This window comes from Acinetobacter rudis (assembly GCF_000829675.1).
Taxonomy (GTDB): Bacteria; Pseudomonadota; Gammaproteobacteria; order Pseudomonadales; family Moraxellaceae; genus Acinetobacter; species Acinetobacter rudis.
The window spans coordinates 98,729-125,139 of record NZ_BBRX01000019.1 but is presented as its reverse complement, the minus strand read 5'-3'; the positions used below and the strand labels follow the sequence as shown (position 1 = coordinate 125,139).

The following is a 26,411-nucleotide window of genomic DNA, read 5'->3' as shown; positions in this document are numbered from 1 at the left end:
ACCCAACAAAAAAGTCCCCAACTGGGGACTTTTTAAAACAGCTCAAGGCTTGCTTAAATCGAGAATGACGACCCGCAACCACAAGTCGTTGTCGCATTTGGGTTATCAATAATAAAACGTGAACCTTCAAGACCTTCAATATAATCTACTTTTGATCCAATCAAGTATTGGTAACTCAATGAATCAACAACCATGGTGACATCACCATTTTCAAATTTAGCATCATCTTCATTGGCTGCATCAGCAAAGTTAAAGCCATAGGAGAAGCCTGAACAACCACCACCTGTCACATAAACGCGCAACATCAGGTCTTGATTGCCTTCGCTATCGCGAAGTTGACGCACTTTTTTTGCTGCATTATCAGTCATTTCAAGAGCTTGGGCATTCATGATGGATCATTCCTCAAACGGTTTAAATCGCAAAGCGTATTCAGAGCAGCAACCGATCAGTCGCTGAGTCAATAGTGTACATCGTAGTATAACATAATCAATTCAGAGTCCGTTACTCAACATTGATCTAAGCTTACAATATACTGTAAGCAGCATTCATTGCACCTCAACAGAAAATCATACATATATTTAGTAAAAACCCATCTTGTCACAGATTTTTTTGCGGCAATCGTACGATATCTATTAAACTAAGCCCATTTGACCATTTACAGTAGTTTAAATCTTCATGATCCAGTTAGAACAACTTTCCATACGTCGCGGTGGACGTGTGTTATTTAAAGACGCATCCATGCAATTACATCCGGGATGGAAAATCGGTTTGACTGGTGTCAATGGTGCGGGTAAATCCACACTATTTTCAGCACTCCTCGGTGGAATCGAATCCGATAGCGGTAGCTTAAGACGTCCTGCGATCTGGACTGTTGCACATATGGCGCAAGAAATTGAAGCGCTGGATATGAAAGCAATTGATTTTGTCCTGTCTGGGGATGAAGAATATTGGCGCATTCAACATCAACTCGACCACCCTGCTGAACTGAGCGATCACGAACTTGCAGAGCTATATAGTCGTTTTGATGAAATCAATGGTTATTCAGCACCTGCTAAAGCCTCTCAGTTGATGGCTGGCCTTGGCTTTTTTGAACATCAATCCCAACTTGATGTTGCCAGTTTTTCAGGTGGTTGGCGTATGCGCCTCAACTTGGCACGTACCCTAATGAGTCGCTCTGATCTACTTTTACTCGACGAACCAACAAACCATTTAGATTTAGATGCGATTTTATGGTTAGAGGATTGGTTAAGTGCGTATCCTGGTACTTTAGTCTTGATTTCCCATGACCGTGATTTCTTAGATGCAATTACTGATCATATTTTACATATTGAAAATCAAGAGTTGACCTTATATACAGGTAATTATTCAACCTTTGAAACTACACGTGCTGAACGACTTGCACAGCATCAACAAGCTTTTGAAAAACAACAAGAAACTCGTGCACATTTACAAAAGTTCATTGACCGATTTAAGGCCAAAGCCACCAAAGCACGTCAGGCACAAAGCCGAATCAAGCAATTAGAACGCATGCAAGAGCTTGCACCTGCTCATGTTGATACCCCGTTCACCTTTAGTTTCCGTGAACCAAGTAAAATGAGCACGCCACTTTTGATCTTAGATCAAGCCGATATCGGTTATGAGACCAAGCTCATTGTAACCAATGTCCAACTTCAAATTACGCCAAACAGTCGTATCGGCCTTTTGGGGATGAATGGTGCTGGTAAATCAACCCTCATTAAATCTTTAGTTGGTGATCTACCCCTATTAAAAGGTACACGCCAAGCTTCAGAACTATTGAACATTGGTTATTTTGCCCAGCATCAAATGGATGCACTTGATGGCAAGGCTAGCCCTATGCTGCAATTGTCACGAATTGCTGATAAAAAAATTAGTGAAGCAACACTACGCGCTTTCCTAGGAAGTTTCGGCTTCAGTGGCGAACGTATGGATACACCGAGTGAAAGTTTTTCAGGTGGCGAACGCGCCCGACTTGCTCTTGCACTCATTGTATGGCGTCGTCCTAATGTGCTTATTTTGGATGAACCAACCAACCATCTAGATTTAGATATGCGTCATGCGCTAACTATGGCATTACAAGACTTTGAAGGTGCGGTTGTATTGGTTTCGCATGAACGCCAATTGATTGCCAGTGTTTGTGATGAACTGATCTTAGTTCATGGTGCACAGGCCAAGAGTTTTGATGGTGATCTACAAGATTATGCACAGTGGTTACGTCAGGCACGTATCGAACTGATGAAAAAAGGACCTGAAACTGCTGTAGTACAATCTTTGGTGGTTGAAAAAACCGTAGTCTCTAAGGTCGATAAGGAAGCACAGCGTAAAGAAGCAGCCCGTCGCCGTGAAATGAGTCGACCTATTCGTAAAAATATTGAAAAATATGAAGCAAAAATCACCACATTACAGCAGCGTCTAGGCCAAATTGAGATTGCACTCGCAGACAGTAGTATTTATGACAGTCAACGCAAAGATGAATTGCTCAAAATCATGAATGAACAAACCCAACTCAATACTGAGCTTAAGCAAATTGAAGAGCAGATGTTTGAATTGATGATTGAACTTGAAGAATTAGAAAGTTCTTTCGAAGACTAGATTGGTAGTTTAACCTCCAAAATCAATACAGTAGCGAATATAACTGTCGCTCATTTTTCCATTAAGCCACACTAAAAAATCAAAGCACAATCTTAGGATTGTGCTTTTTTATTTCTACTTAACAATGATTTTTCAGCCCGTGGAACATATTTAAGTTATTCTAATTAGCAAATTTAGCCCGTAAAAGTACATGGTTTCACTCTATTTTCTCGGCATTGCAAACACCAAGATGAAGTAAAACTTATCCACAGAGCTAAGGGTTAAGCAAATCCCTGTAATTTAAATTCAAAAGCTGCTTTTACATTAGAAAAGTTATCCACAAAAATCACATACAAGGTTTGAATTTAAAAGGATTGCAAGCAATAACACAAGTGCTTTAAATTCAAAATTTGAGCAGATAAACTGTGGATAAATCAGACTTAATTAAAGCTTTTTATTCATGTAAAATTGGTTTTTTTTGGCAAAATCGAAGCTCAATCAACTGCCAAGACTGCTCAAATATCCAAGTTTCTTGTATTAAAATAAGGTTTTCATGCGGTTTTAAACGAACAATACAGCGATCCATCGTTGAATTAAACTCAAATTCTTCAATCTCTATAGATGGCTTTTGTGGCTTCCAAACTGAGTTTTTAACGGCGTGTGCAATTTGTTCATAGCGATTAATATTGCTCTCAACGATGCCTTTAGCCTCGTACACAATGTGCAAATCAGGATGCTCATGATGCTGTAATTGCTCACTATCCCCTCGGTAATAAGCATCACTCCAAGCAGTTCTTGATTGTTCTAATAAGTCTTGCATGGTCAGCTCCCCGATGTTTTTATGATATTTCACCACTGAATATTGATCAATTAAACATCAAATTAGGATTAAAACCAATAAAAAAAGCACTCCAAAGAGTGCATTTTTTAGATCATTTTGTAAACAAAATCATTAAGCTATAGGCTTAAGCATCCACATCTGCATTCAGCGCATTTTCCTCAATAAAGGCTCGACGTGGTTCCACATCATCTCCCATGAGGCATGAGAACATGCGATCTGCTTCAATTACATCATCAATAGTGACTTGCAACATATTACGGTTCTCTGGGTCCATTGTGGTTTCCCAAAGCTGCTCTGCGTTCATCTCACCCAAGCCTTTATAGCGCTGGATCATCATACCGCGTCTAGAATCAGTCACAATGTGCTGCCAAACCTGATGGAACGTAGAAACGTTAATTTTACGCTCACCTTTTTGCAGATAAGCGCCTTGTTCCAATAGATTTAACCAACTTTGTGAATTTTGCAGCAAGCGCTTATATTCACCCGATGTTAAAAGACCATTATCGAGCAAGAAATGCTGCGGTAAATTGTGCACATAAATGGTGATACGTGGCCAGAAATGTTGTGATTTCTCACCATTAGCATGTTCTTTTTCAAATGATTCAAGACTAATTTCAGGACGTAAACTCGGCTGTAAAGTAGCTACTTTTTCGCTTAATTGTTCTGCCCATTGCTGCACATAGTCTTGATCCTCATTACGATCAACTTTAAATGCTTCAAGCTGCTGTAATGCCTCTAGTACACTGGCAGGATAACGTAAACTTAAACGCTGCATACTCTTTTGTACGCTTTGATAGTCACCAATGACTCGTGCAAGTGCCTCACCACGGATTGCAGGTGCTTCAGCACTAATATGCAACTCTAGCTCATCAATTGCATTTGAAATCAAGTAGGTATCAAGTGCGTCATTGTCTTTAATGTATTGCTCTTGCTTGCCTTTTTTCAATTTATAGAGCGGTGGCTGTGCAATATAAATATGGCCTCGCTCGACCAATTCCGGCATTTGACGGAAGAAGAAAGTTAAAAGCAGTGTACGAATATGTGAACCATCCACGTCCGCATCGGTCATGATAATGATTTTGTGATAACGCAATTTATCAGGATTGTATTCTTCACGACCAATACCACAGCCTAAAGCAGTAATCAAAGTACCCACTTCAGCAGATGAAATCATCTTGTCAAAACGTGCACGTTCTACGTTTAAGATCTTACCTTTCAGCGGCAAAATTGCCTGCATCTTACGGTTACGACCTTGTTTAGCAGAACCACCAGCAGAGTCACCCTCGACAAGATAAAGTTCAGATAGTGCTGGATCTTTTTCCTGACAATCGGCCAGTTTACCTGGTAGACCTGCGATATCTAAGGCGCTTTTACGACGTGTCATTTCACGTGCTTTACGTGCTGCATCTCGCGCACGTGCTGCATCGATAATTTTTCCAGCAATCGATTTCGCTGCAGTTGGGTTTTCAAGCAAATATTCAGAAAATGCCTTGTTCATTGCCTGCTCAACCGCAGTTTTCACTTCACTTGAAACCAACTTTTCTTTGGTTTGTGAAGAGAACTTAGGATCTGGCACTTTCACAGAAATAATTGCTGTTAAGCCTTCACGAGCATCATCACCAGAAACGTTAACCTTTTCTTTCTTAAGAATGTTTTCGCTTTCAAGATATTGATTTAAGCCACGAGTCAATGCAGCACGGAAACCTGCCAAGTGTGTTCCACCATCTTTTTGTGGAATGTTATTGGTAAAGCAACGCACATTTTCCTGATAGCTATCGTTCCACTGTAAAGCAACTTCAACCATGATGCCCTGATCGCTGTCTGCAGTGAAATGGAAAATCTCATTGAGGTGGGTTTTGCCTTGGTTCATATACTTAACGAACTCAGACAAACCGCCTTCGTAGTCATAGATATGTTCTAAAGCAACACGCTCATCACGAAGTACAATTCGTACGCCAGCGTTTAAAAAAGACAGTTCGCGTAAACGACGTGCCAAAATATCGACATTAAAGATGGTTTGACTGAACGTTTCAGCACTTGGCCAAAAACGCACTGTAGTACCTGTAGTTTCAGTTGTACCGACAACTTTCAACGGATATACAGAATCACCATGACAGTATTCTTGTTGATGAATCTGTCCAGCACGGTGAATCGTTAACTCAAGCTTGCTTGAAAGCGCGTTAACAACAGATACCCCTACACCATGTAGACCACCTGAAACTTTATAACTGTTGTCATCAAACTTACCGCCTGCATGCAAGATCGTTAAAATCACTTCTGCAGCAGATACCCCTTCTTCAGGGTGAATGTCAGTTGGGATCCCGCGCCCATTGTCCGATACGCTAACAGACTCATCGGCATGAATAGTGACGATAATCTCATCACAGTGTCCTGCCAACGCTTCATCGATAGCATTATCGACAACCTCAAAGACCATATGATGTAAACCAGTACCATCATCAGTATCACCGATATACATTCCTGGACGTTTACGAACAGCGTCTAAACCACGTAATACTTTGATACTAGAGGAATCATAAGCCTTATCGTTGGTCTGTTCTGTTTGAGAAGCAACTTGATCTTCTGAACTCATGGTTTCTCCCTAGTTAAAAAAAATGGGCCTAAGCAAAAATATAAAAAATTAGAAATCATACGACCTCAGCACAAACCTGACCTTGATCGACTCGAAATAATCGATAAGAAATAGATAAATCTTGAAGATGATTTTTAACGATCTCATGATCTAAGGTGGTCATAAAAACTTGGCTACCAAGTTGGCTTAATCGCTTAATCAATCGTTGTTGTGCACTTAAATCTAACTCTGCGGTTACATCATCTAATAGTACCACAGTTTCCTTATTACAGGCATGTAGCATTGCGATCTGAGAGAGTTTAAGTGCTAAAATTAATAACTTTTTCTGACCACGCGACAGGATCACACTCGCATCTCCTGTTGCAGCCTTTAAACGCAAATCTGCGCGATGTGGACCATACTCTGTATAGCGTCGTTCCACATCTTTTTGGTGGTAATAATTTAAGTCATGTAACAGACCTTGTTCCACGTGGAAACCTGGAACATATTCCAACTCAATTTCAATATTGGGAAGCAACTGTTGAAGATCCTGCTGAATAAAACCTTTCCACTGTTCCACGATATCTAAACGATAGAGATGCAAAATTTCACCATATTGGCTCAATAATGCATTCCAAGGTGCCAAAGTCTCTATTGATACATTACGCTGCGACTTCAATAAACTATTTCGCTGTTTTAACGCTCGATTATATAGCTGCCAAGCAGGGTAAAAATCTGGCTCCACGTGAAACATTAACCAATCTAAAATTTGGCGACGTGGTTTTGCACCATGATCAATAATATCGGTACTCAATGGATCTAGATGCTGTAAAGGCAAAATTTTGGCTAATTGGCCTTGAGTTGCTAAGGCATCACCATTGACCTTGATCAACTGCTCTCCCGTACTCAGCTTTTGCATACCAATTTTTTCATGACTGGATTGAGCAAAAACCACAGCGTCAGCAGATTGATGTTTGATATAGTTTTTGGGTATATGTGTACGAAAAGAACGGCCTGTGGCCAAAAGATGGATGGCTTCAAGGATAGAAGTCTTCCCTGAGCCATTTTCACCATAAAAGACATTAAATGGTTGTAACTCTTGCAAAACAACCATTTCTAAATTTCTAATTCGTTGAATATTTAAACGCGTAATCTGCATATGGAGCGCTTATCATTCAAAAGGAGAAAAAATGAATTAGACACGCATTGGCATCACAACATAAACTTGGTTTTGTTGTGAAGGATCTTGAACCAATACGGATTGATTCGCCTCTGTCATTGTCATAGAAACATCATCACCATCCAGCACATTGAGTACATCTAAAACATATTGTGCGTTAAATGACATTTCCAAAGATGAATGCGCAAATTGAATCGCGAGATCTTCAATTGCTTCGTCTTGTTCTGGGTTATTGGCACGTAACTGTAGTGAATCTGCATCAAAGTTTAAAAATACACCACGTAACTTCTCATTACTTAAAATAGCAACACGTTGTAGCGATTGTTTAAATACATCATGCTGAACCAAGGCAACTTTGTCACCGCCACGTGGAATAACACGGCGATAATCTGGGAATTTTCCATCGATTAACTTGGTGGTAAATCTTACTGTAATCTCTTGTGCATCTTTATCACGGCGTGGCGTGCTAATCGTCACATTGAGCAACTCACGACCAATCATTAAGCTCAACTGATGATCTTCAACACTCAATAAACGCTGTAATTCAGCAACAGCTTTACGTGGAACAATCGCTTGAGTCGACTGTGCAGTTGTTGAGTGCGTTTGTGTTTCACATAAAGCAAGACGGTGACCATCTGTTGTTACTGCACGTAGTTGATTTTCTTCAACTTCTAACAGAGTTCCAGTGAGGTAAAAACGAACATCTTGTACAGCCATAGCAAAAGCTGTTTTTTCAAATAAACGCTTGAGCTCACGTTCAGTCACTTGAACTTGAGTACCCTGATGATTTTCATTACTGAGTAATGGATAATCCTCTGCAGGTAATGTTCCAAGTACAAAACGACTGTTACCAGACTTTAAAATGCAACGTTGATCTTCAGTGATCTGTAAATCGATCAAAGCTGCTGAAGGTAAAGACTTACAAATATCCATTAACTTACGGGCTGGAACAGTGCTTTCGCCTGCAGCCAAACACGCCCCTTCTGCCAATGTAGTACTTGCAACGAGCTCAACTTCTGAATCAGAACCCGTAATGGTCAAGCTCTGAGCCGTAGTCTGAATCTTCACGTTTGAAAGAATGTTTAAAGTATGGCGACGTTCTACTGCTCCAGCCACAAGTGACAAAACATTGAGTAGGTTTTCTTTCGCTATTTTCAAACGCACGGTGCAATTCCTTAAAATCTGAGAGACTGATTTGATTAAATTTAGTTTTTAGCTGTGTACTATGCTGTAGATTATACTGCATTGCAACACTTGAGATATTTCAATTGTTAACTTTGTAGCAAGCGCATCAAGTTCTTATAATCCTCATTAAAAATCGGATCTTCTTCGCACAAACTTTGAACTTTATCACAGGCATGCATGACTGTACTGTGATCTCGCCCGCCAAAAGCCATACCGATTTCAGGAAAGCTATCACCTGTGAGTTCACGTGACAGCCCCATAGCCATTTGTCTTGGACGAGCATAAATTCGGGTACGTTTAGGGCCTACTAACTCTTTTAATGGAATTCTAAAGTATTCACTTACTACGCGCTGGATGTTTTCTGTACTGATTGTGCGTGCTCGAATAGCCAAAACATCTTTAAGCGACTCACGAACCACGTCCAAATCAATTGCAGCGCCTTTAAAACGGGAAATCGCAACCACTTTGTTGAGTGCGCCTTCCAATTCTCGTACGTTTGCAACAACTTGTTGTGCAATAAACAAAGCACAATTACGTGGTAAATCGATCTGATTACTTTCAGCTTTTTTCAATAAAATTTCGATACGCGTTTCTAAATCTGGTGGTTCAACACCCACAGAAAGTCCCCAAGAAAAACGTGAAACCAAACGTGGGTCTAGCTCAGTTAACTCTTTAGGGTAACGATCAGATGTCAAAATAATCTGTTTAGATTCATCCAATAAGGCGTTAAAAGTATAGAAGAACTCAACCAAGCTTGCTTCTTTACCCGCCAGTAAATGAATATCATCCACAAGTAATAGATCTAATGAACGACAATTTTTCTTAAACTCTTCCACTTTTCCTTTTTGTAAGGAGCTCACAAAGTCTTGTACAAAACTTTCAGCAGTCATATACATAACGCGAGCATTTGGCTTAGCTTGTAATAAAGCATTGCCGACAGCTTGCATTAAGTGAGTTTTACCTAGACCTGTTGGCCCATATAAAAATAATGGATTATGTTGTGGTTCACCCAATTGGGTCAAAACTTTACGTGAAGTCTCCGCCGCCATTTGGTTCGAACGACCTTCCACAAATAATGCAAATGTAAAAAGTGGGTTTAACTGACGTTTTTTTGAATTCTTAGTCGCCACACTCTCAACATCTTTGCTTTCTTTTCTTGCTTTGGGTGGCGCTATATTTGCTGGTGTTGAACTCAGCGCAGATGTAGTCGTTGCAGGTTGTTCTGCTGCAGACAAAATTGCACCTGGTCTTGAGTCGACCATGATTTCGACTTTTTTGACTCTTCCCTCAGAAAGTTGTTCAGCCAAAATAGAAATTAACTCTAGATGATGCTCTTGAATATAGCGAGTCCAATATGGATTGGGCGCATATAACTTCAAGGTATTATCGATCTCTTCAGCCACAAGAGGTCGAATCCACATTGCATAGACATTATCAGAGAGCTCTTGTCGCAAGCGAGTTAAGCAATCAGTCCAAAGCATGTGAGCCCCCTATCTATGACTATTTTAAATTTAAAAAGAACACCCCAGCACATAGGGGGTCGCCATTCTAACCAAGTTATCAACAGAAGTCATGGTCAATTCAGACCATTTCGGTCAAAAAATATGCCTACGCACCAATATTCTGAATTTAAATTCATTTATGGATAACTGAAGTTAAACCCTGTGGATAAAATATACCACCAAGTTATCCACAATTTGTCAAATTAAAGATAACACAGATATCAACAGGATAAGATATTGATAATAAATTAAAAAAACTCGATTTCCACAGAAAAACCGTGCCCTAATAATAATAATCTTAAATTTATAAATTTGAATTTATTTATAAGAGAAGCTCGATCTGTGGATAACTTAAGCACAAACTTTAAATTCAAAATGAATTCAAAAAAACTAAAAATATTTCAGGTTTAACACCAACCCCTGTGCATAACTCTATTGATAACCTTGGGGGTAAGTTGGCTTTGCACTATAAAACAATTGCTTAGTGTGTGTATAGTTGTTTAAAGCTAAAATTTTCTTTTTTTCTGTTGATAGATTCCAATCTGAGTAATTTTTTAAAAATATCGATAAAAAAGCATTTATTGGTGGTTTAAAAGCATTTTGGGTTGACAGAACAAACAATGCGCAATAAACTCGCGAACCTTTATAGAATTGATCATTTGGGAGTTTCGATATGAAACGTACATTTCAACCGTCTGAATTAAAGCGTAAGCGTGTTCATGGTTTTCGTGCTCGTATGGCTACTAAAGCAGGTCGTCAAGTTTTAGCTCGCCGTCGTGCAAAAGGTCGTCATAGCTTAACTGTTTAATTAAACAGTTAGGTTTAGCGTCTTGGGTGTTATGCCACTTTATAGTTTCGGTACAGAGCGTCGTTTGCGCTGTGCTGCTGACTTCAAAGGTGTATTTGATGGTGCGCTTTTAAAAGTGCATCAACCCCATTTTTTATTTCTTGCAACGATCAATAAACAACCAAACAGCCGTTTGGGTTTAGTTGTTGCTAAGAAAAAAGTGCGCCGTGCGCATGAAAGAAATCGAATAAAACGTCTGGCTCGTGAAAGTTTTCGCTTGAATCAACAACATATTGATATGCTAGATATTGTAGTCATGCCTAAAGTGGGAATAGAGACTATTTCCAATGCTGAGTTACATCAGCAGTTACAAATGGCATGGTTGAAATTACAGCGTCTTGCTAAAAAGCACCATAATATAGCTACTTCTTTACCCAACAATTAGGGTTGACCAATGGTTCGCATTTTGCATTGGCTCATTCGCTTTTATCAAATCGTGATTAGTCCACAATTAGGACCACGTTGTCGTTATATCCCGACCTGTTCTCAATATTCATTAGAAGCAATCCAGATCCATGGGGCTGCTAAGGGAAGTTGGCTCGCTGCTAAGCGCCTATGTCGTTGTCATCCTTGGGGGGGATCTGGTTATGATCCAGTGCCTCAAAAAGCAATTCGTTTTATTTCATTTAAGCAAATAGATTCTCAAACGCTTCATGTTACTGTACCCTTGCGTGAACGTTTTTCGAACCAAAATCACTCTAACCATTTGGGGTAATGAACATGCAACAATGGGCCAGGTTTGCGATCCTCGGGGCCATGCTAGTCACCGCATATTTGCTCATATTGGCTTGGCAAAAAGATTATGGTCATGATAGTAACAAGAAAGTTGAAACGCCAGCTGCTGTTGTTGCTCATGATGTATCTGCCGATCTGCCAAACGCGCAATCAACTGCTGCGAATAGCGATATCCCTCAAGCAAATATAGCTGCGCAACCAAACACAGCTGCACCTGCTGCAGTCACTCAACAGCTCATCTCGGTAGAGACTGACCTTTATCACCTTTGGATCAATCCTAAAGGTGGTGATATTGTACGCATTGAATTATTAACGCATGACAAAAATAAAGACAGTGAACTGCCTTTTGTAATGCTTGAAAGTGATCCACAACGTACTTACGTCGCACAATCTGGCTTAATTGGTTTAAATGGACCAGATGGTAGTCGTGCTGGTCGTCCGAATTTTGAGGTTGAAAAAACCAACTTTAGTCTTGCTGATGTAAAAGTTCAAAAAGATAAAGATGGTAAAGACATTAAAGTTTTAACAGTACCAATGGTCTACAAGACTGCTGATGGTGTTGAAATTATTAAAAGCTACAAGTTCACTCCAGGTACTTACCCTATTAATGTAAGTTATCAGGTTGTTAACCGTAGTACTCAACCTTGGCAGGGTCAAATGTTTGGTCAAATCAAACGTGACAACTCTGAAGACCCAGGTAAGTCGGATCAAGGTATCTTTACGCTAGGCACTTTCTTGGGCGGCGCGTGGGGAACACCTGATGAGCATTACAATAAATTGAAGTTTGATAACTTCAATGAAGAAAAGCTCAATGTAGAAACGCAAAAGGGTTGGGTTGCTGTAGTTCAACACTATTTTGTAAGTGCTTGGATTCCTGGTGATTTTGGTAATAAACCAGTCAAATTGGAATCACGTAAGTCTGCAGATGGCATGAATATTATTGGTTTCACTTCACCAACAATCAATGTGCCGTCGGGTAAAGCGATTACTGTTGATGCGACATTCTATTCAGGTCCTAAAGTTCAATCAGAATTAAAAGATCTAGCTGATGGTTTAAACCAAACTGTTGACTATGGTTGGTTATGGCCAATTGCGAAGCTTTTGTTTATGGGCTTGCAATTCTTCCATAACATCGTGGGCAACTGGGGCTGGTCAATTATTTTATTGACGATCTTGGTTAAATTGATCTTGTGGCCGTTGTCATCGAAAAGCTATCGCTCTATGGCGAAAATGCGCGTGATTGCACCAGAGATGCAACGTATGAAAGAAGAGTTCGGTGAAGACCGTATGCGCTTCTCTCAAGAAATGATGGCACTTTACAAGCGTGAACAAGTTAATCCACTTTCTGGTTGCTTGCCATTATTGCTACAAATGCCGATTTTCTTAGCATTGTATTGGGTATTGATGGAAAGTGTGGAATTACGCCATGCACCATGGATGCTATGGATTCAAGACTTGTCGGCGATGGATCCTTGGTTTATCTTGCCATTACTCATGGGTGTGACGATGTTTGTTCAACAGATGTTGAACCCACAACCTGCTGATCCAATGCAAGCTAAAGTATTCAAAATCATGCCAATTATGTTTACAGTATTTATGCTGTTCTTCCCTGCTGGCTTGGTTTTATACTGGATCGTCAACAACTCGATCACGATTTTACAACAAGGCTTTATTAACAAAAGCGTTGAGCGTGACCGTTTGAAAAAAGAGACAACATCAGCCAATTAGTCCAGACTGAATAGCTGAATAAATCCGCTTAAGATGGTAATCTTAGGCGGATTTTTTTTATTTAAACTTTGAGATGATCATGAGCACTTTTGCGCCCCAAACCACTATCGCTGCGATTGCGACTCCTCCTGGCCGTGGTGGGGTGGGTGTAATTCGTCTGTCTGGAAGTAAAGCGTATGCAATCGCAGAAGCGTTGAGTGAGAAAGCTTTACCCAAAGCACGCATGGCTGGGTTTCGACAGTTCTATGATGCTGAACATCAGGTGATGGATGAAGGCTTATTAATTTGTTTTCCAAATCCCAACTCCTTTACAGGTGAAGATGTTGTCGAAATCCAAGGCCATGGTGGCCCTGTGATTCAAAATGCAATTTTAGCTCGTCTGCTGGAACTCGGTGCTACGGCTGCAAAAGCCGGTGAGTTTTCGATGCGTGCTTTTGAGAATGGAAAAATGGATTTGGTGCAGGCAGAAGCGATTGCCGACTTAATCGATGCCAGCTCACAAGCTGCTGCACGATCTGCAGTACGCTCCCTTCAAGGTGCTTTTTCTCATAAGGTCAATCAGGTCTTGGAAAGGCTGATTCATTTGCGTTTACATGTAGAAGCTGCGATTGATTTTCCAGAAGAAGAAATCGATTTTCTTGCAGATGGTAAAATTTTAGCTTTACTTGAAGAAGTACAGCAATCAGTCACACAAGTACAAACTTCAGCACGACAAGGCCAGCTATTGCGTGAGGGTTTACAGGTCGTGATCGCAGGTAAACCCAATGCAGGTAAATCAAGTTTATTAAATGCCTTGGCAGGTGTGGAACGTGCCATTGTGACAGATATTGCAGGAACGACACGTGATGTCCTCCATGAAAAAATCAGTTTAAATGGTATGCCGATGACTCTGACCGATACGGCAGGCCTACGTGAAACTGGCGATGTGGTTGAACGAGAAGGTATTCGCCGCGCAATTAAAGAAATTGAACAAGCTGATCTGCTGCTCTTGGTCTACGACTTGAGTCAAGGTGAAGATCCTTTGACTTTGGCACAGCGTTATTTTGCTGAGCATATTGATGCTAAACGGTTAATTTTAATTGGTAATAAATGTGATTTAAGTGGGCATGCAGCTGGGCTTAGGGACTATCAGGGCTTTAGGCACAGTCAAGTTTCGGCTCGTCAGCAACAGGGTATTGAAACGCTCATAGAGGCGATTACAGCGCATGCAGGCTTCCAGCCTGAGGAAGACACCTTTATCGCGCGAACACGCCATCTGGATGCAATGAAGCGCACTCAGCATTACTTGGCTGAGGCACACGAGCAGCTCACTGTGTTTCATGCAGGTGAGTTGGTGGCTGAGTCATTGCGTTTGGCACAAAATGCCTTAGGTGAGATCACAGGTGATTTTAGTGCAGATGATTTGCTGGGTAAGATCTTTGGTTCGTTCTGTATTGGAAAGTGATGTAACTCATCCAATCAATTCACCCCTCCTCTTCATCTACTGAAGAAAGCTTAATATTGATGAGAGCTTTAGTTTTTCACTAAAGCTCTTTGTACACTAAGCTCAAACCGTGTATTGGGCTTGCCAAGTGGCTTGATCGATACAACTGAGGTGCTCGATACGGTGTTCATCGACGAGTTCGATGTACTGTAATTCAGTACTGTGGTCATAGCGGAAACCGCATTTTTCTTGAGCGACTTTTGATTGTGAATTGCCATCAAAATAGCCACACCAGAGCATGGTCATTTTTGCGTTTTCAAATGCGTAACGCATAACTTCACGAATTGCCTCAGGGATAAGTCCTTTACCCCAGTGCGGTACTCCAATCCAGTAAGCAAGCTCACCTTCATGTTCTGGTAGGTCAAAATTACTTTTTTCACCGATCAATAAGCCAATACAACCAACGACTTGTCCGGTTTCTTTAAGTTCAACAGCAAAGACGTGGTCTTGTTGAAATACATTTTTGATGATTTCAGCACTTTCTTCTACGCTTTGATGTACTGGCCAACCTGCGATAGGGCCAACTCGTGGGTCTTTGGCATATAAATATAAATCTTCAGCGTCTGTGAGTTGCCAAGGGCGTAAAACAAGACGTTCTGTGGTTAATGTCTGTGACATAAGTTTTGCTCTCATTAAAATGATGATGAAGATCCACTCAAATATGGATCACGACATTGTTGTGGGGAATGTGTGTATTTTAGGGTCACCTTTTGTACTGGAGTGAGAGCAAAAACTCGGTATAATCGGTAATTATTAAAAGAAATTAATATTTATTTTGACCTAAATAGGGAATAATCCGTCAATATGGAAAGTAATATGCGGGCCACCTTGCAGCAGATGTCTCAAGACCATACTGCAATCGTCTTAGGGCAAAGTGATTTTCAGGAGAGTCTAGGTTATCCATTGCCTCTTAGTTATTTGGTGATTTTGATTTGTCATCAGGGGAGTGCCTTGATCAATATCAATATGCAAACATACACAGTGAAAGCACATGATGTGGTGGTGTTATCAGATGATTCATTTGCTTTGGTTTTAAAGAAGTCTAGACAGTTCAAAGTTACATATTGTCTTATTGATCGTAGTTTGGCGGCTGATATTGCTTTTCAGTTACCCCATCAATTGTTTGCGTTTTTACGAGATGTACCACGGTTACGTATCGATCAAGATCATTATGTGTGGTTGGATTTATGGTTACAGCAATGCAATCTTATTGATCAAGAAGCTCATGCATATCGTATGTTGATGTTAAAAAATCACTTACAGAATTTTTTTCTACAAATTACAGCGCATATGCCTACAGCCTTGCAACGTAAGGCCCAACAGTTTAGTCGCCAGGAACAGCTTTGTTGGCGTTTTTGGAAACTCTTACAACAACAGAGTAAACAGCAACGTAGTGTCAGTTATTATGCGGAGCAGTTGGCGATTACACCGTTTTATCTTTCACAAATCTGCAAAACCATCTTTAATGATTCGCCTAAGGATTTGATTTACCGTCAGGTGATTTTAGAAATCAAGGCGCTGCTCAGTACCACTGAACAAAGTATCGAGAGTATTGCTGATCAGATGAATTTTGTTGATCCATCTTATTTAAATCGTTTTTTTAAACGTCAGACAGGTTTGTCTTTAAGTCAATATCGTAAGCAATGCGGGTCCTGACTTTTAGGCAGTAAAGACCCCATAATAAAGTAAATAAAAACTAATAAATCCCAAGATCGCACTGGTCAGTAAATGCTTGGTCATGAGGTAAATAGCGCAGGTGGCCAGTGCTGCGTAGAGATAGGCATTAGTGAGGATTGGTCTAAACTGCTGTGCATCGTAAAAAATCACAGGGATACACATCGCGGTCAGTAAACAAGGGGCTGAGTAGTGCAACATGCGTTGCAGTATATGCGGTAGTTTTAAACGGATCCGAGGTTCAAGAAAGATATATCGGTTACAAAATACAATGATACTCATCGCTAGAATTAATGCCCAACTCATGTATTTTCTCCTTGATAGTGCTCTAGTCCTACAGCACTGAGCATGCCAACAGCTGCTGCAATCAGTAAGCTGGATTCAACGTGCAAGGCTTTGAGCACCAAACTTGCCACGATGGTGCTAAAGATCGCAACAAGGGTCACCAGACTGTTGGTAAGAGCTAAGATCATTGGAATGAAAATCGCCACGATCGAAAAATCCAAACGATAATGCTGAAAGTTCGGAATGATTTGAGCGAACAATACCCCGATTGCACTCGAAGTGATCCAAAAGAGATAAAAACAGAGCCCTGCACCAAAGAGATAGGCTATAGAGCGTTGTTGACTGGTAGCAGCCAATGCAAATTGTTCATCTGTAAGTAAAAATGCTTGAGCTAAACGGATATACCATACTTGATTTGCAATCGATTGACGCAAATTTAGGGCGTAAATGAGGTGCTGTGTAGTGGTCAGATAGACCGTGATGAGTATAGCTAAGGTACTGGCCCCTGCCATAATGAGTCCAAGACTGACCAGCTGTGCTGTTCCTGCAAAGACCAAGATCGACATTGCGAGCGCTTTATCCCAAGGCAGTCCAGCATGTATAGCCATAGAACCTGCTAAAACTCCCCAAGGGATCACGGTGATTGAAAGGGGCAACATTTGAACTGCGCCTTTCATAAATAATTGCTGCTGTTGCATGAGCGATGATATTTAATGAAGAGTCATGCAGTATGGTCAACATGAGAGTCCATTGACTTGTACGATTTTGCTTAAATACAGTTAAACAAATAGAGTGGTTGAATTTTAAAGATGTAGTCCATTGCGATACTGGCTTGGTGTAATACCCATTGCACGCTTAAAGTGACGGTTAAAGTGGCTTTGGTCGGAGAAACCGCAGTAATGTGCTATATGACTCAGTGGCTCGCCAAACTTCAGTTGGCTTCGGGCATGTTGTAAGCGCACTTGAATCAACCAGTTGTGCGGAGTAAGCCCTACATATTTTTTAAATTGGCGTAAAAAATGCCAAGGGCTTAAGCCCACTAATGTGGCTAAGTCTTGTAGTGAAAAATCCTGAGTGTAATGTGCAGCGATATAATCTTTGGCAAGTAGAATATTTTTTTCAGCATCGAGTAAGGGCTGTCTACTGCCAGGATGTCGTGCATGGCGTTGGATTAAATAAGCCAAGGTTGATAAATACAGTGTTTCTTTGAGTAAAAGATCATGATCTTGTTCTATTAAATTGAGCAGTAACGAAAACTGCTGGGCCAAACCTACATCGTGAACAACAGCATGTGGAAACCACGGTGCTGCACCACGTTCGCCGTGCATTCCTTGTGTCAGCTCTGCTAAAACTTCTGGTGTGGGGTAAATAGCACGATAACGCCACCCTGACTCAACAGCAGATGAGCCAGTATGGATTTCATCTGCATTGACTAAGATCAAATCTCCTTTGGGGGCAACGTGGGTTTGACCATTGCGGTTGAAGGCTTGTGCTCCTTCTTCAATAATGCCAATGCAATAGCCTTCATGCACATGTTTAGAGAACTGCATGTGTTGATAACGTGCTTTAAGGAGCTCTAGACCACCAAGCTCTTGCAAATGTTTATAGTCTGCAAATTCAGTTTTTATTGTACTGCCCTCCCATTCCAACTGGGTTTAGTTTAAAAGCAGTTTTACCCTCGTATAGAACAAAATTGCTATATTTAAGCTGAAGGAGTTACAAAATGACGTCTAAATTGTAAGAGTAGCGCCATACACAGTAGACCCATAAATCCGCAGAAGCTCAGCACACCTAAATTAAAACCACCAAGATCAGATAAAAATCCGACCATTGCAATCGGAAGGATACTTCCCCAATACGCGATAAATAAATAGGTGGCAACGACTGCAGCACGATTTTCAATGTCGGTCATGTGATGGATCAGGGAAAATGCGCCCATGAGGCATAGGCCATGTCCCATTCCTGCGGCAAGGACACTGACAAAGAACAATGAACTCCAGTGTAAGGTCAAGCAAAGGGTCAGTAATGCAAAGCTGAGCAATAACATGATGAGCCCATATTGCAAACTACGTTGCATATGCAAACCTTTAGCAAAAATTTGAACGGACACAGAAGCAAGTAAAATACCACTTACAGTCAAGCCACTGACCAAGGGGCCATGCCAAGCAATGATATCTTTGATAAATGATGGAGCGAGTGAAGCAAATAAGCTAAAAGTTGCAAAGGCCGAAAAAGCCGCAAAACTGGCAATATAAAATTTGGCTTTGTATTGAGCTGCGGGGCGCTCTACATGAGGTGCAATGGAAAATTTTTGTTTTTCGATGCTTGGAAGTTTGACGCTAAACAGACTGATAAAACTAAAACATGCAATGATAATAATTGGGATATAAGGAGTAACCAAAGGGTGTGCTGAAAACTGGGCAATCAGACCGCCTGTAATTGGACCAAGGCCGAAGCCCACACCTGTTAAAACGGCACTGAGCTGTGGTGCTTGAGCTTTAAATGAGTCTGGAATGGTATAAATTAAACCCAGCATGGCAGATGTTGTGATCAGACCAGAGGCAATACCAATAATAAATCGCCCAAAAGCTAAGATGTAAGCATTACTGGCCAGCACAGAAGCGATTAAACCGCAAATTGTAAAGAACAGCCCCACCTGTAATGTCCGAATAATTCCAATACTATTACTGGTACGCCCCAAAAATAATAAAGTACTGAGACAACCCAACATATATGCAATAAAAATATAGCTAATATGGCTTGGAAGCAGTTGCCAAAGCTGTTGATAGAGTGGGTATAGCGGACTGGGTAAGGCGGTACCAATTGTCCCCATACAAAGCGCTAGGCTGATCAGAGCAAATGAACGCCATGATTGATTTTTCATAGATGTGTGTGCTTTAAAGTGGGGAACACGCCAATCTGATAAATCTATGAGATCAGCATTGATATGATGCGATACAAATCAGATTAAAATTGAAACTGACGTGGGTCAAGTTAAAAGTGCTCGCCCAGCACACTTGGCGATGATTTAGTTGTAACGTTTAAAAAGTTTAAGAAACTCTTCTAGTTGTTGCTGATCAATCGCATTGGGGTCGGTAATGACGTGATGCTGTAGATGCATTTCAATGAGTTCATTCATGAGACCATTCAATGCGCCTTTAATCGCTGCAACTTGCTGTAGAACGTCAATACAGTGGTGATCTTCTTGCAGTAAAGACTCTTCAACAGCACGCATTTGTCCTTGTAAGCGTTTGACTCGATTTAAGATTTTCTTATCTTGATGTAAATGACCCATAAATGACCACCTCGAATGGAATACTCCCCCTTATAGTATATTTTTGAATTTGATAATATACTCTGGGGGAGTATATTGAGAGTTCTTCATCATGCAACTACAACCGGTCTCACGTCAACATTCACATCAATTTAATCAAGCTAACTTATTAGCACAAAAGAAAATTTTATATGCTGCTCTACTCACTGGCGGCATGATGTTTTTTGAGATCTGGGGCGGTTGGGTCTTTAATTCGATGGCCTTACTTGCCGATGGTTGGCATATGAGTTCACATATGCTTGCTCTTGGTTTGGCTTATGTTGCTTATCGCGCTGCACAGCATTATGCAGATGATCCACGTTTTAACTTTGGTACATGGAAAATAGAGATTCTTGCGGCATATAGCAGTGCAATTTTATTATTATTGGTGGCAGCATCGATGATCTTTCAATCGATAGAGCGATTAATTCATCCTGTGACTATTCATTATCAGGAAGCAATTCCGATCGCGATTGCAGGGCTTTTGGTGAATTTAATCTGTGCTTGGTTGCTAAAAGATCAACATGCTCACCATCACCATCACCATCACCATCACCATCACCATCACCATCACCATGAGCATGGATCAGGCCAACAACATGCTGATTTAAATCAAAAAGCTGCATTTTTACATGTGGTTGCAGACGCAGTAACTTCTGTTCTAGCCATACTGGCTTTATTCGCTGGAAAATATTTTGGTTGGACTTTTCTAGATGCGCTTTTGGGGATTGTTGGTGCAGTTTTGGTTGCAAAATGGTCTTGGGGACTCATTCGAGAAAGTGGTAAGACTTTAATTGATGCTGAAATGGATGAACCGATTGTTTTAGATATCAAGCAAGCAATAGAACTGTATCCATCAGCCTTGAAATTGACTGATTTGCATGTATGGAAAGTTGCACAAGATAAATTTGCTTGTATTTTGGTCGTTGAGTATACAAAACAACGCGTTCATGCTGATGATTTACGTGCTTATTTAGCTGGCTTTTCACGTGTGGTCCATTTATCTATTGAAATTAACCCACCAGCACAGTTCACAATGGTTTCACGTGGATCAAGTAAAGTCATGTTGCAACGTTAATCCCTTATACACCGATGGTTGATTGCGTTTAAAATACCGATCTGATCCAAATCTCTAAGTTGTGAAGATTATGCTGAAAAAAATGATGGCACTTGCACTGTTATTGGGTGTTAATGTATCTGCTTTTGCGAATGTGGAGCTTGTAAAAACACGTCTGGCTCAGCAGTATCCAAATATTAAACTGACCCATATTAAGCCAACAGAGATGTCAGGCTTATACAGTGCAGTTATGGATAATCAGGTGGTGTATATCAATGAGCAGGCACAATATTTGTTTGTAGGGTCGATGATTCGCCTAAAAGATCATCGAAACCTGACTAAGGATATGGTGTTAGAGAATAATCGTATTGATATGAAAAAACTTGCTTTGCAAGATGCAATTAAAACTGTGAAAGGCAATGGTCAACGTCAATTGGTGGTTTTCTCTGATCCGAATTGTCCATATTGCAAAACTTTGGATGCAAACCTCCAGCAACTCAATAATGTCACGATTTATACTTTTTTATATCCACTTAAAGCGCAGTCGATTATTCCATCTAAGCAAGTATGGTGCTCAGCAAACCCTGCTTTAGCTTGGTCAAATCTAATGCAAAAAGGTATACAGCCGAATGCTGCTGCAAACTGTAGTACCCCCATAGAGCGTAACTTGGCTTTGGGTGAGCAGTTGGCTTTGTTTGGAACACCTGCGATTATTTTTGAAAATGGTCATAAAGTTATGGGTGCCTACCCTGCTGCTGAAATTGAAAAACTGTGGCAAAAAATGGGCTTGTAATATATTGAAATTTAAACGAAATAATAAAAACCCAAGCGATTGATAGCTTGGGTTTTTTGACAACATTTGAAGAATTTGACTGGATTTTTTAAGTTAACTTCGTTTTGTGAAGAAGTGATAAAGCAGCAAGATCACAACAGCGCCAACGATAGAAGCAATAAAGCCAGCAGATGAATTTTCTGCATAGATCCCTAAAAAGCGTCCACCATAGGTCGCAATGACTGAGCCTGCAATCCCTAATAAAGTAGTGACAATGAAACCTGCATTATTATTCCCAGGATAAATAGCTCGTGCAATTAGTCCTGCGATAAAGCCCACAACAATAGCAACAATTAGAGTCCACATATGCTTTTTTCCTTTTGTTTATTTGATGACTTTTTTTAAGGCTAACATAGAAAAACAATTAAATATTGCTGTATTTTTCATCGTAAAGGTACTTTAGAGTAAAGATATCTTGTTATTTTTTGTCAATAAATAATATTTAGTCAGCGATAACCCATGCTGTTGCATGGATTATCGCAATGGATCAGGATTACAAACCAATTTCACCAATAAAAGGTAAATGACGATATTTTTGATCGTAATCAAGGCCATATCCAACGATAAAGCGGTCTTCAACTTCAAAACCTAAGAAGCGAACATCTAAGTCAATCTCACGACGTGATGGTTTGCTCACTAAGGTACAGAGTTCAATTGAATTCGGGCCACGCGTTTTTAAAACTTCCAATACCTTGCTGAGGGTATTGCCTGAATCGATGATATCTTCAACAACAAGTACATCTTTACCGCGAATTTCACCATCAAGATCTTTTAAGATTTTAACTTCACCACTAGAGACAGTAGATCTGCCGTAACTAGAAACAGTCATAAAATCAAGTTCATGTGGTTTAGCGATGCAACGGCACAAATCTGCCATAAAAATTACAGAGCCACGAAGTAGACCAATCAATACCAATTCTTTCTCGCTTTGAGCGTAGTGTGCATTGATCAGTTCACCGAGTTGTTTGACTTTTGCCTGAATTTCTTCAGTAGAAATCATTACACTCATTTCAACAGTCATGGAGGGTTACCTAAGATTTTATTTAAATTAATTTTCTGTTGCGAAAAAACAGAACGATGCCACCAATTTTAAAACATATATGACATGGGCGCAGCTTTTTTTGCCGATACAATCACATCATCATGGTTTTTTTGGCTGATCACCGCGCAAGATTAAACTTGCGGCGATGAGACCAACGATGACGAGTATGGTTTTAGTGTGCTTGGTTGCTGCTGCTTTGGGCGTTTTTTTGTTCATAGGCTTTTTGTCCATAAACATAGGTAGATTGAATATTACGATCATCTCCCATAATCATCAGCGCAAATAATGCATCTTCGATATTTTGGGCACGTTGTTGTCTTAGACGTTGTAAAGCCGTTGCTTGTAGATCGAGAACCACAAAGTCTGCTTCCTTACCTACGTTAAAATTACCAAGCTTATCGTCTAAATCGAGTGCTTGAGCTGCACCTAAAGTTGCATGATAGAGCGCTTCAAAGGCAGAAAGTGACTCACCTTGGAGTTGTTGCACTTTATATGCTTGGTCTAGAGTGTTCAACTGACAGAATGCTGTGCCAGCTCCGATATCCGTTCCTAGGCCAACTTTGACATGTTTTTCCCATGTTTTTTTCAATGGAAATAAACCACTGCCTAGAAATAGATTGGAACTCGGACAGTAGGCTATTGCAGAGTGAGTTTCGTGAAGGCATTGCCATTCTTTGTCTTCTAAATGCACACAATGTGCAAAGACTGAACGCTGGCCAGTTAGGCCATGTTGATGATAGACATCCAAGTAATTTTCATGATCTGGGAAGAGTGATTTAACCCAAGCGATTTCATTTTTATTTTCACTTAAATGAGTGTGTACATATACATCTGGGTATTCGGCTTTTAACTGCCCTGCTTTGGCAAGTTGTTCTGCTGTTGATGTGGGTGCAAAACGAGGTGTAATGGCATAGAGGTGACGGCCTTTACCATGCCATTTTTCAATCAAAGCTTTCGAGTCTGCATAAGCACTTTCAGCTGTATCACAAAGTTCATCTGGAGCATGACGATCCATTAAAACTTTACCTGCAATCAGGCGCATGTGATGACGTTCTGCTGCTTCAAATAAGGCATCTACAGATTGTGGGTGAACAGTACAAAATACGAGCGCCGTGGTTGTACCGTTTTTAAGTAGCTCATGAACAAAAAATGCAGCAATTTGATCGGCATAATCCTTATCTTTAAACTGCATTTCAGTTGGAAAAGTATAAGTATTTAGCCACTCTAGTAGCTGTTCACCATAAGCACCGACCATTTCTGTTTGTGGGAAATGGATATGGCAATCAATCAGTCCAGGGATAATCAGTTGCTCAGGATAATGTTCCACGTGAAGTGCAGCAGGAAGATGCTGTTGGCCTTGTTCCCAAGGACCAAACCATTTGATTTTTCCTTGTTCAGTAATCAATAGCCCATCCTCAATAAAGCGGACTTGGCCATGTATATCGGTACTTTTTTCAACTAAAGACTGAATATCAAGAAAACGGCCACGAACGGCACTCGGAGCAATCACTGCTGACATCAATAGACCCACTAAATTATTTTTTCAGCTGATTGTACCTGATTTGTGTGACACTATGCTGGATTTCCTATGCGAGCAGCGGCATCAATATGCATTCAGACTTTTGTGAATTGTTAGCAGGACATTCGGATTTGATGCAGCGTTTGCAGTACGTGCGACATTTAAAGCCTCAGGCCTATTTGGCTGCAGGCGTGATACGTAACTTGGTTTGGAGTGCGTTACATCAACAACCTTATGAGATCTTTGGAACTGAGATTGATGTAGTGTATTTTGATCAGACTGCTGGCACGACATGGCAACACGAACAACAGCAGTTGACTTCGGCTTTGCAACAGGCATTTCCTGAAAACACATGGGATGTGGTCAATCAGGCTTATGTACATCATTGGTATCGCACTGAGCAAGGTCAACCGATTAAAGCTTATGAATCACTTGAACAGGCACTGGCGACTTGGCCTGAGACTGCAACTGCGATCGCGGTTGCATTAGATAACGATCATCAGTTGAAGATCGTTGCACCTTTTGGCCTAGACGATTTGATGCAGTTAAAACTGCGTTGGAATGATACTTTGGTGAGTTATGCGCTATTTTTACAACGTATACACAGTAAAAGGTTTTTAGAAAAATGGCCCAAACTTAAATTCTAGCTTGGGCCGTGTACGAACAAGGTGATCGTTGAGTACAGCAATACAATGTTATACAGACTGTTTTTTATGATAACGAATGGACAGCCATGTTGTGATCGCTAAAACAATAACGATAAAGCCAAGTGAGATCCAAATAGGCATGTGGAACACATCAAGCAATAACATTTTTGCACCGATGAATACTAAGATAATGCCTAAGCCATAAGGAAGATAATGCATCTTTTCAGCAGCACCTGCTAAAAGGAAGAACATTGCACGTAGGCCCAAGATTGCCATTAAGTTTGCAGTTAATACAATGAATGGGTCGCTAGTGACGGCAAAGATTGCTGGAATAGAGTCAACAGCGAAGATCACATCGGAAGCTTCAACTAAGATCAAAACAAGAAACAGTGGCGTAGCCCACAGCACACCGTTTTGACGGACAAAGAATTTATTGCCTTCTAATTTAGGTGTAATCCGCATATGTTTACGTAACCACTTGAGCATACGCATATCTTCGATGTCTTCATCTCCATCTTGGCCTTTGAAAAATTTGATCCCGGTGTAGACCAAGAACGCGCCAAAAATATAAAGAATCCATGAAAACTCTTGTACAAACCATGCACCAATAAAGATAAAAATGGTCCGTAATATAATCGCACCAAGTACGCCATACAGTAAGATTTTGCGTTGTAATACAGGCGGTATAGCAAAAGCTGCAAAAATCATTAACCAGACAAATACGTTATCAATCGCAAGTGATTTTTCAAGTAAATAACCTGCGATATATTCCATTGTTTTTTGATTAGCAATTGCAACGCCGACAGTGTTTTGTAGGTAGAGCCATAGACCTCCTGCAAAGAGCATCGCGACACTAACCCAAGCAATACTCCAGTACGCTGCTGATTTTATAGAAATAGTTTGGTCTTTTTTGTTTTTAAAACCTAAAAAATCGATGCAGAGCATGACTGCAACGATAGTAAAAAATCCAATATATAGCCCGATATTGCCGATTGAATCCATAATGTGATCTCCCACATCCGGCAAATGGTCATAAAAAAACCTTGACCTGTTGCCTGATGTTTTAAACATCTGTGCCAACATGATCAAGGTCTTGCCTACATCAATATTGATTCAAATCAAAATGATGCTCAGATACCGACTCCGTAGAGTGTAATGACGATATTCTGACACATAGTGCATCGAGGATGCGGACTATGCTTGGGTGAGGCTACTCCCCTTGTACGAATAGGGTTTTAGAAATCTAGCATTTCTAAATATGCGCAAAGAATTACATATTTAGGAGTAGAGTGCAAATAAAATTTGGGTTTAAATCAAAAACCAAAGTAGTTATTGAATTAAAAGTCAGATATGAGATATCGATAAGTCATTTAAATTAAT

26 protein-coding genes are annotated in these 26,411 nt (G+C 40.4%); 10 read left to right on the top strand and 16 right to left on the bottom strand.

Annotated elements, in window-relative coordinates; genetic code table 11:
• Window positions 1–53: 53 nt before the first annotated feature.
• Window positions 54–389 (bottom strand): iron-sulfur cluster insertion protein ErpA, encoded by a 336-nt coding sequence (erpA, locus tag Aru01_RS04450; protein ID WP_016654490.1) that lies wholly within the window; start codon window positions 387–389, stop codon window positions 54–56.
• A 286-nt stretch (window positions 390–675) separates the two neighbouring features.
• Here erpA and Aru01_RS04445 point away from each other — a divergent pair, with 286 nt between their 5' ends.
• On the top strand, window positions 676–2,610 hold the full coding sequence (locus tag Aru01_RS04445) for an ATP-binding cassette domain-containing protein (RefSeq protein ID WP_016654491.1): 1,935 nt from the start codon (window positions 676–678) through the stop codon (window positions 2,608–2,610).
• 433 nt (window positions 2,611–3,043) lie between these two features.
• Here Aru01_RS04445 and Aru01_RS04440 read toward each other — a convergent pair whose 3' ends face one another.
• From Aru01_RS04440 to dnaA, 5 genes are all read right to left on the bottom strand, one after another.
• Window positions 3,044–3,409, bottom strand: coding sequence for a hypothetical protein (locus tag Aru01_RS04440; RefSeq protein ID WP_016654492.1), 366 nt, complete (start codon window positions 3,407–3,409; stop codon window positions 3,044–3,046).
• Between the two features lie 145 nt (window positions 3,410–3,554).
• Window positions 3,555–6,023: a DNA topoisomerase (ATP-hydrolyzing) subunit B gene (gene gyrB / locus Aru01_RS04435; RefSeq protein WP_016654493.1), complete on the bottom strand. Its 2,469-nt coding sequence runs from the start codon at window positions 6,021–6,023 to the stop codon at window positions 3,555–3,557.
• A 55-nt stretch (window positions 6,024–6,078) separates the two neighbouring features.
• Window positions 6,079–7,161, bottom strand: coding sequence for a DNA replication/repair protein RecF (gene recF / locus Aru01_RS04430; RefSeq protein ID WP_016654494.1), 1,083 nt, complete (start codon window positions 7,159–7,161; stop codon window positions 6,079–6,081).
• Between the two features lie 36 nt (window positions 7,162–7,197).
• Window positions 7,198–8,346, bottom strand: a complete 1,149-nt coding sequence (dnaN, locus tag Aru01_RS04425; RefSeq protein WP_016654495.1) for a DNA polymerase III subunit beta — start codon at window positions 8,344–8,346, stop codon at window positions 7,198–7,200.
• Between the two features lie 107 nt (window positions 8,347–8,453).
• Window positions 8,454–9,848 carry a chromosomal replication initiator protein DnaA gene (gene dnaA / locus Aru01_RS04420; RefSeq protein ID WP_016654496.1) on the bottom strand — a complete coding sequence of 465 codons (1,395 nt, stop codon included), beginning with the start codon at window positions 9,846–9,848 and terminating at the stop codon, window positions 8,454–8,456.
• A gap of 694 nt (window positions 9,849–10,542) precedes the next feature.
• Here dnaA and rpmH point away from each other — a divergent pair.
• The 5 genes from rpmH to mnmE all read left to right on the top strand — a co-directional run bounded on the left by rpmH (window position 10,543) and on the right by mnmE (window position 14,623).
• Window positions 10,543–10,677, top strand: coding sequence for a 50S ribosomal protein L34 (gene rpmH / locus Aru01_RS04415; protein ID WP_000831329.1), 135 nt, complete (start codon window positions 10,543–10,545; stop codon window positions 10,675–10,677).
• 31 nt (window positions 10,678–10,708) lie between these two features.
• Complete coding sequence (gene rnpA / locus Aru01_RS04410) at window positions 10,709–11,101, top strand: ribonuclease P protein component (RefSeq protein ID WP_016654497.1); 393 nt, start codon at window positions 10,709–10,711, stop codon at window positions 11,099–11,101.
• A 9-nt stretch (window positions 11,102–11,110) separates the two neighbouring features.
• Window positions 11,111–11,431 carry a membrane protein insertion efficiency factor YidD gene (gene yidD / locus Aru01_RS04405; protein ID WP_016654498.1) on the top strand — a complete coding sequence of 107 codons (321 nt, stop codon included), beginning with the start codon at window positions 11,111–11,113 and terminating at the stop codon, window positions 11,429–11,431.
• A gap of 5 nt (window positions 11,432–11,436) precedes the next feature.
• Window positions 11,437–13,179, top strand: a complete 1,743-nt coding sequence (gene yidC / locus Aru01_RS04400) for a membrane protein insertase YidC (protein ID WP_040330954.1) — start codon at window positions 11,437–11,439, stop codon at window positions 13,177–13,179.
• 79 nt (window positions 13,180–13,258) lie between these two features.
• A complete protein-coding gene (mnmE, locus tag Aru01_RS04395; RefSeq protein ID WP_016654500.1) occupies window positions 13,259–14,623 on the top strand; it encodes a tRNA uridine-5-carboxymethylaminomethyl(34) synthesis GTPase MnmE in 1,365 nt (454 codons plus the stop codon).
• Between the two features lie 102 nt (window positions 14,624–14,725).
• Here mnmE and Aru01_RS04390 read toward each other — a convergent pair whose 3' ends face one another.
• Complete coding sequence (locus Aru01_RS04390) at window positions 14,726–15,280, bottom strand: GNAT family N-acetyltransferase (protein WP_016654501.1); 555 nt, start codon at window positions 15,278–15,280, stop codon at window positions 14,726–14,728.
• Window positions 15,281–15,478: 198 nt separating this feature from the next.
• Between Aru01_RS04390 and Aru01_RS04385 the strand changes: the two genes are divergently transcribed.
• Entirely contained in the window at window positions 15,479–16,318 is an 840-nt protein-coding gene (locus Aru01_RS04385; protein ID WP_016654502.1) for a helix-turn-helix domain-containing protein, read from the top strand.
• Between the two features lie 3 nt (window positions 16,319–16,321).
• Here Aru01_RS04385 and Aru01_RS04380 read toward each other — a convergent pair whose 3' ends face one another.
• From Aru01_RS04380 to Aru01_RS04360, 5 genes are all read right to left on the bottom strand, one after another.
• Entirely contained in the window at window positions 16,322–16,642 is a 321-nt protein-coding gene (locus tag Aru01_RS04380) for an AzlD domain-containing protein (RefSeq protein WP_016654503.1), read from the bottom strand.
• Window positions 16,639–17,319: an AzlC family ABC transporter permease gene (locus Aru01_RS04375; protein WP_016654504.1), complete on the bottom strand. Its 681-nt coding sequence runs from the start codon at window positions 17,317–17,319 to the stop codon at window positions 16,639–16,641. Before Aru01_RS04375 ends, Aru01_RS04380 begins: the two co-directional genes overlap by 4 nt.
• A 105-nt stretch (window positions 17,320–17,424) precedes the next feature.
• Window positions 17,425–18,249, bottom strand: a complete 825-nt coding sequence (locus Aru01_RS04370; RefSeq protein ID WP_040330986.1) for an AraC family transcriptional regulator — start codon at window positions 18,247–18,249, stop codon at window positions 17,425–17,427.
• Window positions 18,250–18,323: 74 nt separating this feature from the next.
• Complete coding sequence (locus Aru01_RS04365) at window positions 18,324–19,505, bottom strand: MFS transporter (RefSeq protein WP_016654506.1); 1,182 nt, start codon at window positions 19,503–19,505, stop codon at window positions 18,324–18,326.
• A 144-nt stretch (window positions 19,506–19,649) separates the two neighbouring features.
• Window positions 19,650–19,916: a metal/formaldehyde-sensitive transcriptional repressor gene (locus Aru01_RS04360; RefSeq protein ID WP_016654507.1), complete on the bottom strand. Its 267-nt coding sequence runs from the start codon at window positions 19,914–19,916 to the stop codon at window positions 19,650–19,652.
• Window positions 19,917–20,007: 91 nt separating this feature from the next.
• Here Aru01_RS04360 and dmeF point away from each other — a divergent pair, with 91 nt between their 5' ends.
• Both dmeF and Aru01_RS04350 read left to right on the top strand, forming a co-directional pair.
• Complete coding sequence (dmeF, locus tag Aru01_RS04355) at window positions 20,008–21,012, top strand: CDF family Co(II)/Ni(II) efflux transporter DmeF (protein WP_016654508.1); 1,005 nt, start codon at window positions 20,008–20,010, stop codon at window positions 21,010–21,012.
• A gap of 70 nt (window positions 21,013–21,082) precedes the next feature.
• A complete protein-coding gene (locus Aru01_RS04350; protein ID WP_016654509.1) occupies window positions 21,083–21,784 on the top strand; it encodes a DsbC family protein in 702 nt (233 codons plus the stop codon).
• Between the two features lie 93 nt (window positions 21,785–21,877).
• Here the strand turns inward: Aru01_RS04350 and Aru01_RS04345 are convergent, their stop codons facing one another.
• The 3 genes from Aru01_RS04345 to guaD form a co-directional block, all read right to left on the bottom strand.
• Window positions 21,878–22,129, bottom strand: coding sequence for a GlsB/YeaQ/YmgE family stress response membrane protein (locus tag Aru01_RS04345; protein WP_016654510.1), 252 nt, complete (start codon window positions 22,127–22,129; stop codon window positions 21,878–21,880).
• A 187-nt stretch (window positions 22,130–22,316) separates the two neighbouring features.
• Complete coding sequence (gene hpt, locus Aru01_RS04340) at window positions 22,317–22,844, bottom strand: hypoxanthine phosphoribosyltransferase (protein ID WP_016654511.1); 528 nt, start codon at window positions 22,842–22,844, stop codon at window positions 22,317–22,319.
• 193 nt (window positions 22,845–23,037) lie between these two features.
• On the bottom strand, window positions 23,038–24,384 hold the full coding sequence (gene guaD / locus Aru01_RS04335) for a guanine deaminase (RefSeq protein ID WP_016654512.1): 1,347 nt from the start codon (window positions 24,382–24,384) through the stop codon (window positions 23,038–23,040).
• Window positions 24,385–24,473: 89 nt separating this feature from the next.
• Here guaD and Aru01_RS04330 point away from each other — a divergent pair, with 89 nt between their 5' ends.
• Complete coding sequence (locus Aru01_RS04330) at window positions 24,474–25,031, top strand: nucleotidyltransferase family protein (RefSeq protein ID WP_016654513.1); 558 nt, start codon at window positions 24,474–24,476, stop codon at window positions 25,029–25,031.
• Between the two features lie 48 nt (window positions 25,032–25,079).
• On the opposite strand, the gene Aru01_RS04325 is transcribed toward Aru01_RS04330, so the two are convergent.
• On the bottom strand, window positions 25,080–26,033 hold the full coding sequence (locus Aru01_RS04325; protein WP_016654514.1) for a TerC family protein: 954 nt from the start codon (window positions 26,031–26,033) through the stop codon (window positions 25,080–25,082).
• Window positions 26,034–26,411 lie beyond the last annotated feature (378 nt).

What these genes read in the sequence shown, in the direction of transcription:
- erpA (WP_016654490.1), bottom strand. Translation starts at nt 389, where the DNA reads ATGAATGCCCAAGCTCTTGAAATGACTGATAATGCAGCAAAAAAAGTG.
- Aru01_RS04445 (WP_016654491.1), top strand. Translation starts at nt 676, where the DNA reads ATGATCCAGTTAGAACAACTTTCCATACGTCGCGGTGGACGTGTGTTA.
- Aru01_RS04440 (WP_016654492.1), bottom strand. Translation starts at nt 3,409, where the DNA reads ATGCAAGACTTATTAGAACAATCAAGAACTGCTTGGAGTGATGCTTAT.
- gyrB (WP_016654493.1), bottom strand. Translation starts at nt 6,023, where the DNA reads ATGAGTTCAGAAGATCAAGTTGCTTCTCAAACAGAACAGACCAACGAT.
- recF (WP_016654494.1), bottom strand. Translation starts at nt 7,161, where the DNA reads ATGCAGATTACGCGTTTAAATATTCAACGAATTAGAAATTTAGAAATG.
- dnaA (WP_016654496.1), bottom strand. Translation starts at nt 9,848, where the DNA reads ATGCTTTGGACTGATTGCTTAACTCGCTTGCGACAAGAGCTCTCTGAT.
- rpmH (WP_000831329.1), top strand. Translation starts at nt 10,543, where the DNA reads ATGAAACGTACATTTCAACCGTCTGAATTAAAGCGTAAGCGTGTTCAT.
- rnpA (WP_016654497.1), top strand. Translation starts at nt 10,709, where the DNA reads ATGCCACTTTATAGTTTCGGTACAGAGCGTCGTTTGCGCTGTGCTGCT.
- yidD (WP_016654498.1), top strand. Translation starts at nt 11,111, where the DNA reads ATGGTTCGCATTTTGCATTGGCTCATTCGCTTTTATCAAATCGTGATT.
- yidC (WP_040330954.1), top strand. Translation starts at nt 11,437, where the DNA reads ATGCAACAATGGGCCAGGTTTGCGATCCTCGGGGCCATGCTAGTCACC.
- mnmE (WP_016654500.1), top strand. Translation starts at nt 13,259, where the DNA reads ATGAGCACTTTTGCGCCCCAAACCACTATCGCTGCGATTGCGACTCCT.
- Aru01_RS04390 (WP_016654501.1), bottom strand. Translation starts at nt 15,280, where the DNA reads ATGTCACAGACATTAACCACAGAACGTCTTGTTTTACGCCCTTGGCAA.
- Aru01_RS04385 (WP_016654502.1), top strand. Translation starts at nt 15,479, where the DNA reads ATGCGGGCCACCTTGCAGCAGATGTCTCAAGACCATACTGCAATCGTC.
- Aru01_RS04380 (WP_016654503.1), bottom strand. Translation starts at nt 16,642, where the DNA reads ATGAGTTGGGCATTAATTCTAGCGATGAGTATCATTGTATTTTGTAAC.
- Aru01_RS04375 (WP_016654504.1), bottom strand. Translation starts at nt 17,319, where the DNA reads ATGCAACAGCAGCAATTATTTATGAAAGGCGCAGTTCAAATGTTGCCC.
- Aru01_RS04365 (WP_016654506.1), bottom strand. Translation starts at nt 19,505, where the DNA reads ATGAAAAATCAATCATGGCGTTCATTTGCTCTGATCAGCCTAGCGCTT.
- Aru01_RS04360 (WP_016654507.1), bottom strand. Translation starts at nt 19,916, where the DNA reads ATGGGTCATTTACATCAAGATAAGAAAATCTTAAATCGAGTCAAACGC.
- dmeF (WP_016654508.1), top strand. Translation starts at nt 20,008, where the DNA reads ATGCAACTACAACCGGTCTCACGTCAACATTCACATCAATTTAATCAA.
- Aru01_RS04350 (WP_016654509.1), top strand. Translation starts at nt 21,083, where the DNA reads ATGCTGAAAAAAATGATGGCACTTGCACTGTTATTGGGTGTTAATGTA.
- Aru01_RS04345 (WP_016654510.1), bottom strand. Translation starts at nt 22,129, where the DNA reads ATGTGGACTCTAATTGTTGCTATTGTTGTGGGCTTTATCGCAGGACTA.
- hpt (WP_016654511.1), bottom strand. Translation starts at nt 22,844, where the DNA reads ATGACTGTTGAAATGAGTGTAATGATTTCTACTGAAGAAATTCAGGCA.
- guaD (WP_016654512.1), bottom strand. Translation starts at nt 24,384, where the DNA reads ATGTCAGCAGTGATTGCTCCGAGTGCCGTTCGTGGCCGTTTTCTTGAT.
- Aru01_RS04330 (WP_016654513.1), top strand. Translation starts at nt 24,474, where the DNA reads ATGCATTCAGACTTTTGTGAATTGTTAGCAGGACATTCGGATTTGATG.
- Aru01_RS04325 (WP_016654514.1), bottom strand. Translation starts at nt 26,033, where the DNA reads ATGGATTCAATCGGCAATATCGGGCTATATATTGGATTTTTTACTATC.